This is a genomic window from Pontibacter flavimaris, assembly GCF_001907195.1.
Taxonomy (GTDB): domain Bacteria; phylum Bacteroidota; class Bacteroidia; order Cytophagales; family Hymenobacteraceae; genus Pontibacter; species Pontibacter flavimaris.
The window spans coordinates 1-16,139 of the sequence record NZ_LVWA01000007.1; the positions used below are offsets into that span (position 1 = coordinate 1).

Annotated in this window: 13 protein-coding genes; 7 read left to right on the forward strand and 6 right to left on the reverse strand. The window is 53.0% G+C overall.

Annotated elements, in window-relative coordinates; genetic code table 11:
- Nucleotides 1-449 precede the first annotated feature (449 nt).
- A complete protein-coding gene (locus A3841_RS12630; protein ID WP_073852711.1) occupies nucleotides 450-995 on the reverse strand; it encodes an RBBP9/YdeN family alpha/beta hydrolase in 546 nt (181 codons plus the stop codon).
- A gap of 47 nt (nucleotides 996-1,042) precedes the next feature.
- A complete protein-coding gene (locus A3841_RS12635) occupies nucleotides 1,043-1,636 on the reverse strand; it encodes a porin family protein (protein WP_073852712.1) in 594 nt (197 codons plus the stop codon).
- Nucleotides 1,637-1,769: 133 nt separating this feature from the next.
- On the opposite strand from A3841_RS12635, the gene A3841_RS12640 reads away from it, so the two are divergent.
- Nucleotides 1,770-2,339: a GNAT family N-acetyltransferase gene (locus tag A3841_RS12640; protein WP_073852713.1), complete on the forward strand. Its 570-nt coding sequence runs from the start codon at nucleotides 1,770-1,772 to the stop codon at nucleotides 2,337-2,339.
- Between the two features lie 61 nt (nucleotides 2,340-2,400).
- Nucleotides 2,401-3,030, forward strand: a complete 630-nt coding sequence (locus tag A3841_RS12645) for an L-threonylcarbamoyladenylate synthase (protein ID WP_073852714.1) — start codon at nucleotides 2,401-2,403, stop codon at nucleotides 3,028-3,030.
- A gap of 146 nt (nucleotides 3,031-3,176) precedes the next feature.
- Here the strand turns inward: A3841_RS12645 and A3841_RS12650 are convergent, their stop codons facing one another.
- Nucleotides 3,177-4,076, reverse strand: a complete 900-nt coding sequence (locus tag A3841_RS12650) for a lysophospholipid acyltransferase family protein (RefSeq protein ID WP_073852715.1) — start codon at nucleotides 4,074-4,076, stop codon at nucleotides 3,177-3,179.
- Nucleotides 4,077-4,283: 207 nt separating this feature from the next.
- On the opposite strand from A3841_RS12650, the gene A3841_RS12655 reads away from it, so the two are divergent.
- Nucleotides 4,284-4,889 (forward strand): WbqC family protein, encoded by a 606-nt coding sequence (locus A3841_RS12655; protein WP_235861402.1) that lies wholly within the window; start codon nucleotides 4,284-4,286, stop codon nucleotides 4,887-4,889.
- 120 nt (nucleotides 4,890-5,009) lie between these two features.
- Nucleotides 5,010-7,607, forward strand: coding sequence for an ATP-dependent Clp protease ATP-binding subunit (locus A3841_RS12660; RefSeq protein WP_073852717.1), 2,598 nt, complete (start codon nucleotides 5,010-5,012; stop codon nucleotides 7,605-7,607).
- A gap of 364 nt (nucleotides 7,608-7,971) precedes the next feature.
- Here the strand turns inward: A3841_RS12660 and A3841_RS12665 are convergent, their stop codons facing one another.
- Nucleotides 7,972-9,021 (reverse strand): AI-2E family transporter, encoded by a 1,050-nt coding sequence (locus tag A3841_RS12665; protein ID WP_073852718.1) that lies wholly within the window; start codon nucleotides 9,019-9,021, stop codon nucleotides 7,972-7,974.
- An 88-nt stretch (nucleotides 9,022-9,109) separates the two neighbouring features.
- On the opposite strand from A3841_RS12665, the gene A3841_RS12670 reads away from it, so the two are divergent.
- The gene (locus A3841_RS12670; RefSeq protein ID WP_073852719.1) at nucleotides 9,110-10,411 is read left to right on the forward strand and encodes a M20/M25/M40 family metallo-hydrolase; all 1,302 of its coding nucleotides are present in this window, start codon (nucleotides 9,110-9,112) and stop codon (nucleotides 10,409-10,411) included.
- A gap of 157 nt (nucleotides 10,412-10,568) precedes the next feature.
- Nucleotides 10,569-11,282, forward strand: coding sequence for an SIMPL domain-containing protein (locus A3841_RS12675; RefSeq protein ID WP_170866193.1), 714 nt, complete (start codon nucleotides 10,569-10,571; stop codon nucleotides 11,280-11,282).
- 202 nt (nucleotides 11,283-11,484) lie between these two features.
- Here the strand turns inward: A3841_RS12675 and A3841_RS12680 are convergent, their stop codons facing one another.
- Together A3841_RS12680 and A3841_RS12685 are read right to left on the reverse strand one after the other, a co-directional pair.
- Nucleotides 11,485-12,339, reverse strand: coding sequence for an SDR family oxidoreductase (locus tag A3841_RS12680; protein ID WP_317042487.1), 855 nt, complete (start codon nucleotides 12,337-12,339; stop codon nucleotides 11,485-11,487).
- A 79-nt stretch (nucleotides 12,340-12,418) separates the two neighbouring features.
- Nucleotides 12,419-13,279 (reverse strand): endonuclease/exonuclease/phosphatase family protein, encoded by an 861-nt coding sequence (locus A3841_RS12685; protein ID WP_073852720.1) that lies wholly within the window; start codon nucleotides 13,277-13,279, stop codon nucleotides 12,419-12,421.
- Nucleotides 13,280-13,587: 308 nt separating this feature from the next.
- Between A3841_RS12685 and priA the strand changes: the two genes are divergently transcribed.
- On the forward strand, nucleotides 13,588-16,119 hold the full coding sequence (gene priA / locus A3841_RS12690; RefSeq protein WP_073852721.1) for a replication restart helicase PriA: 2,532 nt from the start codon (nucleotides 13,588-13,590) through the stop codon (nucleotides 16,117-16,119).
- Nucleotides 16,120-16,139: the final 20 nt, after the last annotated feature.

The window sequence follows — 16,139 nt, forward strand, 5'->3', positions numbered from 1 at the left end:
TGGTGCTCTCAAGCCCGAGAGGGCTCGTCCTTTGGCATCGCGCTGTGTTCCCTCCTGCGCCAGGGCGCTGCCACTAACGTGGCACCGGATCTCACAAGGCGCTCAACCCAAGGACTGGGATCATTTCGATAGCCGCTGCTGACGAAGCTTGAACTAAAGTCCCCCTTCAAAGGGGGTAGGGGGATGTGATCGGCTGCGAGACTCTTCTTCTGGATTATACTTTGTAGGGACAAGTCGCGACCTGTCCACACGGTACCAGCAGCTATGAAACTTATACTTCAGCAGAAGCAATAGCAGGCTCCCCGCCTTGGCTAAGGAGGGGTCAGGGGTGGTTGGACCCGGCATTGCAAAAGCTCCCTCCCCTGTTATTAAGAGAGGGTTGGGGAGAGGCAAAAATCCTCCTCCTTAAACAAGTAACATGGCGCTAGTCGGAGTTTGGCACTACTGCCCTACAACCTCGCGCTGCCGCAAAGGCCTTTGAGCAGTTCCAGCCCCTGGTCCCAGCTGCCGTAGCCGGAGGCGCTGTTGATGTGGCCCGCCATGCCGATGTTGACGTAGCGACTGCCCCAGGCTTCAGCCAGTTGCTGCGCGCGCTTGGTCAGCATGTATTCATCGTTGCTGCTGCTCACCAGTATACTTTTAAACGGCAACCGCTGCGTGGGTATAGGCGCAAAGCCACTCGCCTCCTCCGGAAACTGGGGCGCCTCGGAATCGGCGGGAGCCACAAGCAGGGCCCCCTTTATTTTCTGCTTATACTGCTGCGCCCAGATGGCCACGGCGATGCAGGCCAGGCTGTGCGCCACCAGCACCACCTGCTCGGGGTTATGCTGCTGCACCACGCGGTTTAACTCCTCCACCCACTCCTGCCGCACAGGTTTGTCCCAGTTCTGCTGCTGCACCCGCTCAAAAGCCGGGAACTTCTGCTGCCACAGGCTCTGCCAGTGGTCTGGGCCGGAGTCGCCGAGGCCGGGAACAAGTATGACGGTGTGCTGCATAAGCTATCGTGCGGCTGAAAGTATAAATCACTGAAAGTATAAACGGGTTAAAAACCCAGCCCCGCAGAGATGGAGAAAGCGCGGCCCTTGCCCGATGATCGCCCATCGTTAAAGAGCGAGGTTAAGTAGTGGTGGTACATCAGGTCCAGGTTCAGCAGCCACACCTCAAACCCAATACCGCCATTGAGGGCAAACTGGGCCTTGTGCAGGTCGCTCCGGCTCACGTCTATGTTATTGTCTGCCACAGCAAAGGCATAGGAAATGGAAGGGCCCACCATAAAGCGTACCTGCGAGGCCACCGGGCCACTATAGTCGGTGCGGTAGCCCAGCAGCACCGGTATGCGCAGGTAGCGCACGGTAAGCGCATCGCGCTCCCCCACGCGGGTTTGGGTACGGGTGATGAGGTGCGTTTTGTGGCTCACCAGGTTTAGCTCCGGCTGCACGAAAAACCGCTCCCCGATGCGGCCGTAAACCCCGAACTCATAGCTCAGGCCGGTGTCGTCGTCCTCCACCAGCTCGTCGCTGCCCAGGCTGTAGAAGTTAAGGCCAACCTTGGCGCCGATGGTTAGCTTCGGCTCATCCTGTGCCACGGCCGGCAGGCCCCAGACAAGTATAAAGGCAATTATTGTAAAGATTTCCATAAGATGGGGTATAAATTTCCGAAGACTGCGTTATACTCCTTAAACTATACTTCCCGAAGCTTTGTTTAGCCGCCCCTGCTGGCCGTATGGGCGAAGATAACTAACTTGCCTGTTCACGTGTAAGTATAAAACTATGAAACCTGCTGCCCCGCTCTTACAGCTGCCCGTAGCCCCCGACCTGTACCTGCGCCGCGCCACCACCGCCGACGCGCCCGCCCTCTACTACATCATCGACCGCGACCGGCCGTACCTGCGCCAGTGGCTGCCCTTTATAGATTTCAGCCAGGAGGTGGGCGATACCGAAGCCTACCTGAAGTATGTCTCCGCGCCGGGCAATACCTCCGACCTGATTTTCGTGATCGTGCATGCGCAGAAGGTGTGCGGCCTCATTGGGTTTAAGGGGATCGATAAACTGAACAGGAAACTGGAGATCGGCTATTGGCTGGCCGAGGACAAGCAGGGCAAGGGTATTATGCGCCGCGCCTGCCAAACGCTGCTGGACTACGCCTTCGGGAAGTTGCGCATGAACCGCGTGGAGATCAGGGTGGGCGTGGGCAACGCGCGCAGCAGCAACATCCCCAGGAAACTTGGCTTCACGCTGGAGGGGGTGCAGCGGCACGGCGAGTTCCTCAACGACCACTTCCACGACCTGGAGGTATACAGCCTGCTCAGGAGCGAGTACGGGGCCGGCACGCAAGTATAAGTTTTGCAACGCTTCTGCACCCGAAACAGTATCTCTACTTTAAAACAATAACACCTGAAAGATGAGCAACGCAGCCTTTATCCAGATACACCCCGACAACCCGCAGGAACGGAAGATACGCGAGGTAGCGGACATACTCCGCAACGGGGGTGTCATCATCTACCCTACTGACACCATCTACGGCCTTGGCTGCGACATCCATAATGCCCGCGCCATTGAGCGCGTGTGCCAGATAAAGGGCGTAAAGCCTGATAAGGTGAACCTGTCCTTCATTTGCTCCGACCTCACCCACATCTCCGATTATGCCAAAATAGACACGCCTACCTACAAGGTGATGAAAAAGGCGCTGCCGGGGCCGTTTACTTTTGTGCTGAACGCCACCAGCAACGTGCCCAAGTATGCCAGCGCCAAGAAGAAAACCGTAGGGATACGCGTGCCCGACAACAGCATTGCGCTGCAGCTGGTAAAGGAACTAGGCAACCCCATCCTCTCCACCTCCATCCGCGATGATGATGAAGTACTGGAATACAGCACCGACCCGGAACTGATCTATGAGAAGTATAAAAATCTGGTGGATGCCGTGATAGACGGGGGCCCGGGCAACAACATAGCCTCTACCGTGGTGGACGTGACCAATAACGCCTTTGAGGTACTACGCCCTGGCGCCGGCGATATTGAAGAGTATTTATAGTTAGAAAGTTAAAAGGTTAGAAAGTTAGAAAGTGTGGATGAGATGTCGTGATTTATACTTTGCCTGACACGCAATCCATACTTACCGCCTTGCTTATACTATCGCTCAGTATACAGTATATTATATACCTTATCTTCCCAAACTCTCTAACTCTCTAACTCAGCGGCCTTCGGCCGCTTGTGTTTCCAGCGTTTGTGGGTCCAGAGGTAGTTGGCGGGGGCGCGGCGGATGGCAGCTTCCAGCTTTTTTGCGAAAATTTCAGTAATCGGAACTGTGTCTGAAGTACCATCCGAGATTACCTCGAACGTTAACGTGTAATACCCGCGTCTCGAACGTTTCACATCCAGGAACAGAACCGGGTACCTGAATTTTTTGGCCAGCTTTTCGGCCCCTTCATAAAATGGGGTATCCTGGTGCAGGAAAGTAGTCCAGAACGTGATCTCGCTTTTAAGAGGCGTCTGGTCGGAGAGCATGGCCACCACGCGCGGCATGTTGCGGTGGGCGGCGAAATCGCGGAGGGTGTCCTTCATTTTTATCAGTCCCGCCCCCAGTTTGCTGCGCGTCGTCAGCATAAAGGCCTCGAAGAAGGGGTTGTTCAGCGGCTTGTAAATGCCATGGGCCGGAAAACCAAACTGCACCGCCCCGGCAGAGAGCACCCACTCCCAGTTGCAGGAGTGTGAGCCCATGGTGATAACAGTTTTGCCCTGCTGCACAAAATCATCCAGCAGTTCCTGGTTCGAGAAAACGATGCGCCGCCTCATTTCAGCTGCGCCCATCGACCGCAGCTTCAGGATCTCGACCACCACATCCGTGAACTGCTTGTAAAAGTCTTTGGCAATCAGTCGTATTTCCGGATCACTTTTCTCCGGGAAGGCGTTTCGCAGGTTGCTTAGCACCACCTTTTTGCGGTAGCCGGCAACGTAGTAAACTATAAAGTATAAGCAATCGGATAACAGGTAAAGCACCGGCAACGGCAGCAGGGATAAGCCTTTGAGCAGCAACCAGAGCGGATAATACAGGAAAGGAATATTCGGATAATTTTTCATTTGGCAACGAGCAACCACAAAGGTACAACCTCCGCGCCGATTATGAAATCTGAGAATTCATGCTTATTTAGCGGGAAAACGTATCACGTAGCACGAATCAAGTAGCACGAATGTACTGGAGCGACATCAAAAAGTCTTGACATGTGCTACCAAGAATCTAACTCTCTAACTCCCCAACTTTCTAACTCTCTAACTCTTAAACTCCCTTTGATTCTCTTAACCGAAACCATGTATAACCCGCCGGTGGCTTTTTTCTGGCACGCGCTTCGCTGCGAAAGTATAGCGCTGGAGGCGCACGAGAACTACGTGAAGCAGAGCTACCGCAACCGCTGCCATGTGCTCACGGCCCACGGGGTGCAGCCCCTGAGCGTGCCGGTGCTGCGCGGCAACAGCAAAACCAAGACACCGATACAGGAAATAGAGATCGATTACAGCCAGAAATGGCAGCTGGTGCACTGGCGCACCATACAGGCGGCGTACGGCCGGGCGCCCTATTTTGAATTTTACAGCGGCTACCTGCAGGAAGTATATGAGCGCCAGCCGAAATTTTTGTTCGAGCTGAACGTTGAACTTTTAAAGCTTTATCTTAAATTACTGAAACTGAACAAACCGCTGAATCACACGGATGCGTACCGGATTCAGCCCCCCGGGAACGTGCTGGACCTCAGAAACAGGGTACATCCAAAAATCTATCCTGACAATTTGCACGTAATACCATATACACAAGTATTTGGCAAACAATTTGTACCAGAGCTAAGTATAATTGACTTGTTGTTTACACAGGGGCCAGCGTCGATTTCTTACCTTCAGTAGCGGCGCCCATCAAGCTGAACATTTGTACCGAAAAGCTTGTTTGGATAAAAGATAGTAACTGTAACACTCAGGCAGTTATAACATTTCATACTTTATAAGAATACACGGAGTATAGTATACATGGAAGCAAAATTCTCAAACCGAGTAAAAGAAGTCATCTCGCTTAGCCGTGAGGAAGCCATACGACTTGGCCATGACTACATCGGCACCGAACACTTGGTGCTGGGAATGATTCGGGAAGGAGAAGGTACGGCCATCTCTCTGCTGAAGAAGCTTGGCGTTTCGATAGATGAATTAAAGTACGCTTTAGAGCAGGCTACACGAAATACGGCATCACAAAGCAGCAACATAACGGGCAGTATCCCTCTGACGAAGCAGACCGAAAAGGTGCTCAAGATAACCTACCTGGAGGCAAAGATCTTCAAGAGCGATATCATTGGCACAGAGCATCTTCTGTTGTCCATCCTACGGGACGAGGACAATATATCTTCTCAAATCTTAGCGAAATTTAACGTGAACTACGAAGCAATAAGAGACTCTTTGGATTATCATAGCAATAATCCGCTGGCCTCGTCAGACACTGATGATTCTGATGACTCAGACAAGCTGTTTGGTAGCTCGTCGTCCCGCTCTGGCAGCGCTGCAAGCAAGAAGCCAGGGGAGAAATCGCGCACGCCTGTGCTCGATAACTTTGGCCGCGACCTAACCAAGTTGGCCGAGGATGATAAGCTGGACCCGATCGTTGGCCGGGAGAAAGAAATTGAACGCGTGGCCCAGGTACTGAGCCGCCGTAAAAAGAACAACCCTATCCTTATAGGCGAGCCGGGCGTTGGTAAAACCGCCATTGCCGAAGGACTTGCCCTGCGCATTATCCAGAAAAAGGTGAGCCGTGTGCTGTTTAACAAGCGCGTGGTTACCCTGGACCTTGCTTCCCTGGTGGCTGGCACTAAGTACAGAGGCCAGTTCGAGGAGCGCATGAAGGCCGTGATGAACGAGTTGGAGAAGTCTCCGGACGTGATCCTGTTCATTGATGAGCTGCACACGATTGTGGGTGCAGGCGGTGCCTCAGGCTCGCTGGACGCCTCTAACATGTTCAAACCGGCGCTTGCCCGTGGCGAGATACAATGCATCGGTGCCACTACGCTGGATGAGTACCGCCAGTACATTGAGAAGGATGGCGCCCTGGCCCGTCGTTTCCAGATCGTGATGGTAGACCCTACCACGGCAGAGGAAACGATGGAGATCCTGCACAACATCAAGGATAAGTACCAGGATCACCACCACGTAAATTACACCGACAAGGCCATTGAGGCCTGCGTGAAGCTGTCTGACCGCTATATGAGCGACCGTTTCCTGCCGGACAAGGCAATCGACATCCTGGATGAGGCGGGTGCGCGCGTGCATATCAACAACATCGTGGTGCCGGACGATATCCTGAAGTTGGAAGAGCAGATCGAGAATATCAAGGTGGAGAAAAACCGCGTGGTGAAGAGCCAGAAGTATGAAGAGGCGGCCCAACTGCGCGACAAGGAGAAAAAACTCATCGACCAGCTCGAAGCAGCCAAGCGCAACTGGGAAGACGAGACCAAAAAGAAGCGCTACACGGTAAAAGAGGAAAATGTGGCAGAGGTTATTGCCATGATGACAGGTATACCGGTGAAGCGCATCGCCCAGAACGAAGGACAGAAGCTCCTGAACATGGGCGAGGAGCTGAAAGGCAAAGTGATCGGCCAGGAAAAGGCAATTGGCCAGCTGGTGAAAGCGATCCAGCGTACCCGCGTTGGCTTGAAAGATCCGAAGAAGCCAATTGGCTCGTTCGTATTCCTTGGTCCGACGGGTGTGGGTAAAACAGAGCTCGCTAAAGTGCTGGCCACCTACCTGTTCGATAAAGAAGACGCGCTGGTGCGTATCGACATGAGTGAGTACATGGAGAAATTCAGCGTGTCGCGCCTGGTGGGAGCGCCTCCGGGCTATGTGGGCTACGAAGAAGGTGGCCAGCTGACCGAGAAGATCCGCCGCAAGCCATACTCTGTGGTACTGCTGGATGAGATCGAGAAAGCGCACCCGGATGTGTACAACCTGCTGCTGCAGGTGCTGGATGATGGTATACTTACCGACGGATTGGGCCGCAAGGTTGACTTCCGTAACACGATCATCATCATGACCTCCAACATCGGTGCCCGCGACCTGCAGGACTTCGGTGCCGGTATCGGTTTTATGTCGAAGACCAAGCAGGAGAACGTGGACGACATCATGAAAGGCACAATTGCCAGCGCCCTGAAGAAAACGTTCTCGCCTGAGTTCCTGAACCGCCTGGACGACGTGATCGTGTTCAACTCGCTTAACCGTGAGCACATGCACAAGATCATCGAGCTGTCGCTGGGCAAGCTGTTCAAGCGCGTAGAAAGCCTCGGCTATACTATCGAGCTGACAAAAGAGGCGAAGGACTTCGTGGCTGAGAAAGGATACGATCCGAAGTATGGCGCTCGTCCGCTGAACCGGGCTATTCAGAAGTATATCGAGGACCCGATTGCGGAGGAGATACTGAAGGCCGAGGTGAACCAAGGTGACGTAATCATGGTGGAGTACAAGGAAGGCGAAGAGAAACTGACCTTCACATCCAAGAAGTCGGGCAGCAAGAAAGCCAAAGGCGCATCGGATGAGGCAGAGGAGACAGAGCCAACCAAGTCTACCGACACGGACAAAACGAAAGAGTAACGCATAAGTTTAAAGTATAAAGAAGGCTACCCGCTTGGGTAGCCTTCTTTGTTTTATGCCAGTTATACTTGCAGGACTGGCTTTTATACCTTGCCCCTGACACCGCTCCCCTCTTGTGCGTGAGCCTGTTTCATTCTGCTCTGCTTACCGAGCCTCTACCCAATTTGTCATTCTGTTAAGAATCTTGGTGGAAAAGAGGGTAAACTTATACTACCGCTACCAAGATCCTTTCAGGATGACAAAATGAAAAGTATGAAACGCGCTGCCACTTTTGTGGGAGTCCTGCCCAAGAGGCGCTTTAACAAACGACAAAGTATAAGAGAAGCTTCCGTTAGCGAAAGTATAAAATATGTTTATTTATACTTTACCGCCGCTCTTTGCCGCTTCCCAGCAGGAGCGAGATCGGCCGCATGGCCTCGTGCTTATCCGCAATGAGTTTTAGTATGGCCAGGAAAGGGATGAACAGGATCATGCCGGAGGCGCCCCAAAGTATACCGCCGGCCACAATGGCCAGCAGCGTAAAGAGCATGTTCACCTGCAGTCGCGCGCTCACGGCCCACGGGAAAATCAGGTTTGCCTCCAGGTACTGCACCACGCCAAACACCAGCACCACCCCCAGCGGGTACCACATCGAGTCGTAGGTGATCCAGGCCACCGCCATGGGAAGTATGGCCCCGATGGTGATGCCCACGTAAGGTATAAACGTAAGCACAGAGGCGGCCACCCCAAAGAATATGGCGTGCGGCACCCCGATCAGCAGCAGGCCCAGACTGTTCAGCACGCCCACCACCAGGTACACAATGGCCATGCCTTTGATGAAATTATAGTACGTGGTGATGGTTTCGAGCAGGATCTGGTGGATCTTCTGGTGCTCGTCCTTCGGGAAAAAAGAGTACAGGGCCCGGGCCAGCGCCTCGCGGTTGTAAAGTATAAGCGCCACGTAGATCGGGATCAGCACGAGCAACACCAGCGAAACCGCCGAAGTATAAACCACCCCCTGCACCAGCGAAAAGGCAGAGGAAGCCACATCAGCTGCCATCCCTTCAAGCCAGGCTACCTGTTTCGTGGCATCAAAACCGAAGTGTGTCTCCGCATACAGGCTGATGTTCCCCCAGGCTGCTTTCAGTTTACCCTGCAGCTGCGGCCACTCCGCCCCAAAGCGCAGCATCTGGCGCACCAGCAAATACCCTAGCCCGCCAACCAGCGCCAGCAGCAGCAACAGGCAAAGGGCAATGGCAGCCCAGCGCGGAAATTCTTTCTTCTCCAGCCACACACAGATCGGATATAGCACAAAACTAATGAGCAGGGCGAAGCTGAGCGGGATAAACAGGGTGCTGCCAAAGTATAAAGTCACCGAGACAAGCACGGTAAACTGTAGCCACTTCAGCCAGTTTATGTCTGCGCTTTTCTCCATAGAAACACTATATTTGTTTTGCTTAGGCGTTCGCTGCCTCTGCTGCCAATTTGCTCATTATTTTCCCAGAATCCATAGACGCTACCCCATGAGACTAAAATTTACCGCACTTGCTTTTGCCTGTGGCCTTTTTACTGCTACGGCCCAGGATGTAAGCAGCACTATCACCCAAAACGAAGTTACCCGCATCATATCCACCCTCAGCGATGACAACATGCAGGGCCGCGCCTCCTTTACGCCCGGCATCGAGAAGGCCGCCAAGTTCATCCAGGCCGAGTTTCAGCGCATCGGGCTAAAGCCGCTTCCCGGCGAGGACGACTACCTGCAGACCTTCAGCGTGTACCGCATCACCCCGGATGAAAAAGAGGCCAAACTGAACGGCAAGAAGATTTCCCCGGAAAATATGTTTGCCATCACGGAGAAAGAGGAAGTGGAGTGGAAACACAAGGGCAAGCAGAAAATTGTGACCATTGGCGAGAACGATGATTTCCGGGCGGTGCTACGCGAGCTGAACAGTAGTGCTGAGGACGTGCTGGTGCTGGTGCACCCGAAGCATGAGGAAACCTTTAGCCGCTACCAGCACTACATGGGCCGTGGCAGCGTAAAGCAGCAACTCAGCAGCGAGGGCGGCAGCAAGGTTTTTATACTTACGGACCAGTTGCAGGCTAAAAAGTATAAACTGGAGGTAGAAAATAACATAGAGCAGCTGCAACTCACCAACGTGGGCGGCATGATTGAGGGCAAGCGCAAAGATGAGTTTGTCGTATTTTCGGGCCACTACGACCACATCGGCATTCAGGAAGCCCTGGACGGTGACAGCATTGCCAACGGCGCCGACGACGACGCGGCCGGCACCACCGCCATGATGCTGCTGGCCGAGTACTACAAAAAGCAGCCGCAACCGGAGCGCACCTTATTGTTTGTGGCTTTCACGGCAGAGGAGATGGGCGGCTTCGGCTCCAGGTACTTCTCCGAGCAACTCAACCCCGATCAGATTGTGGCCATGTTCAACATCGAAATGGTGGGCAAGCCCTCTAAGTTCGGCCCGAACAGCGCTTACCTCACCGGCTTTGAGCGCTCCAACCTGGGCCCGCTGATGCAGAAACGACTGGAAGGCACCACCTACAGCATCCACCCCGACCCCTACCCCGAGCAAAACCTATTTTACCGCTCCGACAACGCCACGCTGGCCCGCTTAGGTGTGCCGGCCCATACCATCTCCTCAGTGCAGATAGACCAGGATAAAACCTACCACACGGTGCACGACGAACTCTCTCAACTCAACATGGAGCACCTGACCAACATGATTCGGGCCATTGCCTTAGCTTCTGAGGGTGTGGTGAATGGAGAGGATACGCCGACACGGGTGGATAAGTCGCAGGTGCGGTAGAGGCTCAGAGGTGACTTCCCTAGGACCAAATTTTATAGTGCAAGCGTCGCTTGTGCTGCTACAAAATTAGCTTCAGGCTCATAAACATCCATTTCTAGCACTATCTGGGCATCAGAAACAACTTTGAAAGCCAAATACATTACTTAGCACTGAACTCATGAATAAAATATGTTTTATCATAATCTATGCAATGCTTCAGTCCATTGTAAGCTTTGGGCAGACAAAGAACTTCATAGATCAGCCTTTTATAGAGACAGCTGCATCGGTCGATACACTGGTAACTCCTGATGAAATTTACCTCAACATCTTAATCAATGAGAAAGACACAAAAGGTAAAATTTCTATTGAGGAGTTAGAGTCTAAGATGGAAAAAACGCTTCAGAAGTTAGGGATCAATACAGCGGAAAACCTGTCGCTTAATGACTTGGGAAGTAATTTTAAAAAATACTTTCTTAAAGGGCAGGATGTGCTAAAGACCAAGGTTTACTCCTTGAAAGTTAATGATGCACAAACAGCTGGCTTGGTTATTTTGGAGTTGGAGAAAATCGAAATTTCCAATATTCACCTGGACCGAACAGAGTTCTCAAGCATGGACCAACTAAGGTTAGCGCTCAAATCCAATGCTGTTGCAAAAGCTAAAAAGCAGGCAGAATATTTAGCTTCGCCCATAAACCAGAAAGTTGGAGCTGCTATTTATATTTCTGACCAAAGCAATAACGCCGTACACAATGAACTTCAAGGGCGAGTTGCCGGAATTGTTGTAAGGGGCTACGGAACTTCAACTAAAGCGGAACCCAAGCCAGCTGATATACAATTTGAAAAAATTAAAGTAGAGAGTAGTGTAAGCGTAAAGTTTAAACTGGAACAGTAACTCTCCGCGCACAGGCGAACGCCCGCGCCAGATAGGCGGGTAAGCGCAGGCCTTGCAGTACTATTGAAAAAAATCCCCTTATCACTTTCAGCTTCCCCAATACCTTATTAAGTATGGAAACCCAAAGAGCTACTAAAATAAGTAGCTCTTTGGGTTTCTGCACCTTCCCTGACTAGAAACCTATCAGGCTATACTTTGCTTTTTAGACCGTTTTCAGCGCATCCGCCACTGCAGCGGATAAGGGCGTGGTGGGACGTCCGATTAACTTGGAGAGTTGCCGGCTATCATCATACAAGGCATCATGCGAGGCGGCCACGTCCCAGCCGGCAATGGCCTGCGCCAGCCCCTCGGGCAAGCCGAAGCTGGTAAGGGCAGCGGCATAGTCCGCCTCCGGCAGGTTCTTATAGGGGATATCTTTTCCGGTCTGGCGGGATATTTCTGCTGCCAGGTCGCTGAGGGTGAACGCTTCATCTCCGGCAAGTTCGTATACTTTGCCCTGGTGCCCCTCGCCGGTAAGTACAGCAACAGCTGCCTCGGCAAAATCAGCGCGGGTGGCGGCAGAGATCTTGCCTTCGCCTGCGCTGCCTATAAAAGCACCCCCTGCCACCGCTCCCTGAATGGAGCCAGTGTAGTTCTCCGTGTACCAACCGTTCCGGAGGAGTGTGTAGGGAATACCTGAATCTTTCAGTGCTGCTTCCGTGGCCCGGTGTTCCTCTGCAAGGCTAATAGAGGAAGTATCCGCATGAAGTAGACTTGTGTAAACAATCCACCTCACTCCATACTTTTTCGCAGCATCTATCACGTTTTGATGCTGCTCGGTGCGCTTTCCCACTTCACTTCCCGAAATCAGCAGAAGCGTCTCTATGCCCTCCAATGCGTTCTCCAGCGTCTCGGGCTTTTCGTAGTCGGCTTCGCGCGCTTCCACACCAAGGTCGGAAGCCTTCTGTGGTGAACGCACAAGTGCGACAATATTATCTGAGGATACTTTTTCCTTGAGCTTATTTACAACCAGCCGGCCCAGTTGCCCTGTAGCTCCAGTGATACCAATTTTCATCATTTACAAACGTTTATTTGTTCTTTAAGAAAACCCGGAACTCAAAGAAAAGTTAGAAGAATAAAAGTCAGGAACCAGGCACCTACTTCTTCTTCACCTCATACCTTACCTCCGCCACCACCGGGAAGTGGTCTGATGGGAAAAGGCCATTGGCGTAGGTATCGGTTAAAATCCCATACTTGCTGACCTTAAAATCCGGGGAAAGCCAGATGTGGTCGATGCGGCCGTCGGATTTGCGGGTGGCTTCAAAGCCGTTGAACGTACCGCGCGGCGCGTAACGCATGGCTGCTATTTCATAGGCATCTTTCAGGTTGGAGGCGGCCAGGGTTTTATACTTCTCGTCGTGCTGGTCGAAGTTGAAATCACCCATAAGTATAACGGGCGCTTTTTTGGCTATTTCCTGCACCTGCTTTAAGATCAGCTTCACACTCTCCTGGCGGGCCTGCTCACCCCGGTGGTCGAAGTGCACGTTGAAGAGATAGAACTCAAAGCCTGAATTTTGATCTTTGAACTGGCCCCAGGTGCATATGCGCGGGAAGTCGGCATCCCAGCCTTTGCCCGGTTTCTCAGGGGTTTCGGAGAGCCAGAAGTTGCCCTGCTTGAGCAGTTTATACTTGTCCTTCTTGTAAAACACGGCTGCGTGCTCCCCGGCCTGCTTGCCGTCGTCGCGGCCCACGCCAAGGTAGCCATAGGTCGGCAGCGCCTTCGTCATACCTTCCAGCTGGTGATGCAGCACCTCCTGCGTCCCGAAAATATCAAAATCATGAAACTGCACCAGGTCCGCAATCACGGGCAGGCGCTTGTTCCAGGCATTGGTGGTATCGCTTTTGTTATCATACCGGGTGTTGTAGGTGGCAACGCGCATGGTTTGAGTTTGAGCAAGTACAGACGTGCCGCAAAACAGCAGCAACAGGATGGCAAGGTATACCGTTTTCGCGATCATAGGGATTCCTAGATTAGTGAAAGTATAAGTTTGTTCGGAAATACTAAATCATCCCCCTACCCCCTTCGAAGGGGGACATTCACAGATGTAAATTCTTAAAGTGTATTTTAATTACACTTTAAGAAAAGTCTCCCCTTGAAGGGGGCGGGGGATGACAATCATCTGTGAATAATTCTTCCAAAGCTTAAGTTAAGCGTTTTACCCGCACCTGCCAAAGTATAATTCCGCCGCTTTTACTTCTACCCTTCCGGCCTGCGCAATTCATCAATTTTTTACGACCTTTGTAGGAAGCAAAAGTATAAATCCCCTTGTCTGAGCTACTCAACTTCAATTACCCGCCGGAGCCGGCCATAGATCGCGTCACGCTGTTTGCCGACGTGATTCTGCCGCTGCCCCTGCCCAAGCTGTACACCTACCGCATCCCTTACGAGATGAACGACGAGGTATCGGTGGGCGTGCGGGTGATTGTGCAGTTTGGCTCTAAAAAGGTGCTGAGCTGCATTGTGGCCGAGGTGCACGAAGATGCCCCGGCCGATTACCAGGCCAAGTATATCCTGGACGTGCTTGACGACAAGCCGATCATCACCGCGCCGCAGCTCAAGCTTTTTAAGTGGATTGCTGATTACTACATGTGCACCCTGGGCGAGGTGATCAACGCCGCCCTGCCCTCAGCTCTTAAACTGAGTAGCGAGTCGCGGATACAGCTGCACCCGCACTACAACCCCGAGGAGGACGAGCTTATACTTGCCCCGCAGGAGGAGAAGATCATTTTTGCCCTTCAGAACAACCAGGCCCTTACCTTTACCGAGGTCGGCAACCTGCTGCAGCTTAAGAGTTACCACAAGTTCATCAAATCGCTCATCCAGAAGGAGGCGATCATTATTTATGAGCAGGTAAGCGACAAATTCTCGCCCAAGGTGGTGAAGAAAGTGCGCCTGTCGGAGCATTTTGTGCAGGAGGAGGGCCTGCTGGAGGAGCTGTTTAACCAGCTCACGCCGCAGCCCAAGCAGCTGGACATCCTGCTCAACTACCTACAGCTCGTGCCCGTGCACCAGGATATTAACCTCAACTCCCGCGGCATCGAGAAAAGCGCGCTCACCAATAACCCGCACCTGTCGGCCTCATCCATTAACACGCTCATTAAAAAAGGCGTGCTGGAGCAGTTCGACCAGATCGTGTCGCGCTTCCCGATGGATTATAGCAACCAGCAGCTGCCGATGGCGCTGTCGGAGCACCAGTTGCAGGCCAAAGACGAGATCCTGGGCTTGTTTAAGGAAAAGGAAACGGTGCTGCTGCACGGCGTAACGGGCAGTGGCAAAACCGAAGTATACATCGACCTGATCAAGCACGCGCTCGATAGCGGCGGACAGGTGTTATACTTGCTGCCCGAGATTGCCCTCACGGCCCAGATCGTAACGCGCCTGATGAAAGTGTTTGGCGACAAGCTCGGCATCTACCACTCCAAATTCTCCGACAACGAACGCGCCGAAGTATGGCAGGGCGTGCTTTCGGGCCGTTTCCAGGTGGTGGTGGGCGTGCGTTCCTCCATTTTCCTGCCTTTCCATGACCTCTCGCTCATTATTGTGGACGAGGAGCATGAGCCCAGCTACAAGCAGTACGACCCGGCCCCGCGCTACAATGCCCGCGAAACGGCCCTGATGATGGCGCACCTGCAGGGAGCCAAAACGCTGCTGGGCTCTGCTACGCCCGCCATCGAGAGCTACTACAACTGCCAGACCGGCCGCTGGGGGCTGGTGAGTATGACCAAGCGTTTCGGGGAGGCCAAGCTGCCGGAGATAGAACTGGTGGACACGCGCCGCGAGCAGCAGCGCAAGACCATGCACAGCCACTTCTCGGCCAAATTATTAAACGATATTGAAGTGCGACTGCAACGGAACGAGCAGGTTATACTTTTTCAGAACCGCCGCGGCTACGCGCCCTTCATCTCCTGCGACGAGTGCTCCTGGATACCCAAGTGCAAGTTCTGCGCCGTGAGCCTATCGTACCACAAGTATAACAACGAGCTGCGCTGCCACTACTGCGGTTACCACGAGCGCATGCCCCACGACTGTCCCGCCTGCGGTGCCACCACCCTTAAAAGTATGGGTTTTGGCACCGAAAAGGTAGAAGATGAACTGAAGCTGCTCCTGCCCGACGCCGAGGTGCAGCGCATGGACCTGGACACCACCAAAAAGAAGAACAGCTACCAGCAGATCATCTCAGATTTTGAGACCGGCCGTACCAACGTGTTGGTGGGCACGCAGATGGTAACAAAGGGCCTCGACTTCGAGAACGTGAGCCTGGTAGGAATTTTAAATGCCGATACCATCATCAATTTTCCGGATTTCCGGGCGCATGAGCGGGCGTACCAGCTATTTGTGCAGGTAAGCGGGCGCGCCGGCCGCAAAGGCAAGCCGGGCTCGGTGATCATCCAGACCCGCGACCCGCTGCAGCCCATTTTTAACAAGGTCATCAGCAACGATTACCTGACGCTCTACGAGCACGAGATAGAAGAACGCCTGCGTTTCGGTTACCCGCCGTTTACGCGCATGATCCGCATCACGGTAAAGCATGCGGATGATAAGATTGCCGAGAACGCCGCCATTGTGCTGTCCAAGGAATTAACTGACAGGCTGGGCAAGCAGCAGGTGCTGGGGCCGGAGGTGCCCTACATCTTCAAGATAAGAAACCTCTTTCTGCAGGAGATCCACATCAAGCTGCCCCGCGACACCACGAACCTGAAAGCCGCCAAAGGCCAGATCGCGCAGGCAATTTTCAACCTGAAACTACTGCCCGACTTTAAAGGGATAAGAGTAGTGGCCGATGTGGACCCGGTGTAAGCCTGGTGTCGCGGACCAAT

What these genes read in the sequence shown, in the direction of transcription:
- A3841_RS12680 (WP_317042487.1), bottom strand. Translation starts at nt 12,339, where the DNA reads ATGATGAAAATTGGTATCACTGGAGCTACAGGGCAACTGGGCCGGCTG.
- A3841_RS12645 (WP_073852714.1), top strand. Translation starts at nt 2,401, where the DNA reads ATGAGCAACGCAGCCTTTATCCAGATACACCCCGACAACCCGCAGGAA.
- A3841_RS12685 (WP_073852720.1), bottom strand. Translation starts at nt 13,279, where the DNA reads ATGATCGCGAAAACGGTATACCTTGCCATCCTGTTGCTGCTGTTTTGC.
- A3841_RS12630 (WP_073852711.1), bottom strand. Translation starts at nt 995, where the DNA reads ATGCAGCACACCGTCATACTTGTTCCCGGCCTCGGCGACTCCGGCCCA.
- A3841_RS12660 (WP_073852717.1), top strand. Translation starts at nt 5,010, where the DNA reads ATGGAAGCAAAATTCTCAAACCGAGTAAAAGAAGTCATCTCGCTTAGC.
- A3841_RS12675 (WP_170866193.1), top strand. Translation starts at nt 10,569, where the DNA reads ATGAATAAAATATGTTTTATCATAATCTATGCAATGCTTCAGTCCATT.
- A3841_RS12650 (WP_073852715.1), bottom strand. Translation starts at nt 4,076, where the DNA reads ATGAAAAATTATCCGAATATTCCTTTCCTGTATTATCCGCTCTGGTTG.
- A3841_RS12670 (WP_073852719.1), top strand. Translation starts at nt 9,110, where the DNA reads ATGAGACTAAAATTTACCGCACTTGCTTTTGCCTGTGGCCTTTTTACT.
- A3841_RS12640 (WP_073852713.1), top strand. Translation starts at nt 1,770, where the DNA reads ATGAAACCTGCTGCCCCGCTCTTACAGCTGCCCGTAGCCCCCGACCTG.
- A3841_RS12635 (WP_073852712.1), bottom strand. Translation starts at nt 1,636, where the DNA reads ATGGAAATCTTTACAATAATTGCCTTTATACTTGTCTGGGGCCTGCCG.
- A3841_RS12665 (WP_073852718.1), bottom strand. Translation starts at nt 9,021, where the DNA reads ATGGAGAAAAGCGCAGACATAAACTGGCTGAAGTGGCTACAGTTTACC.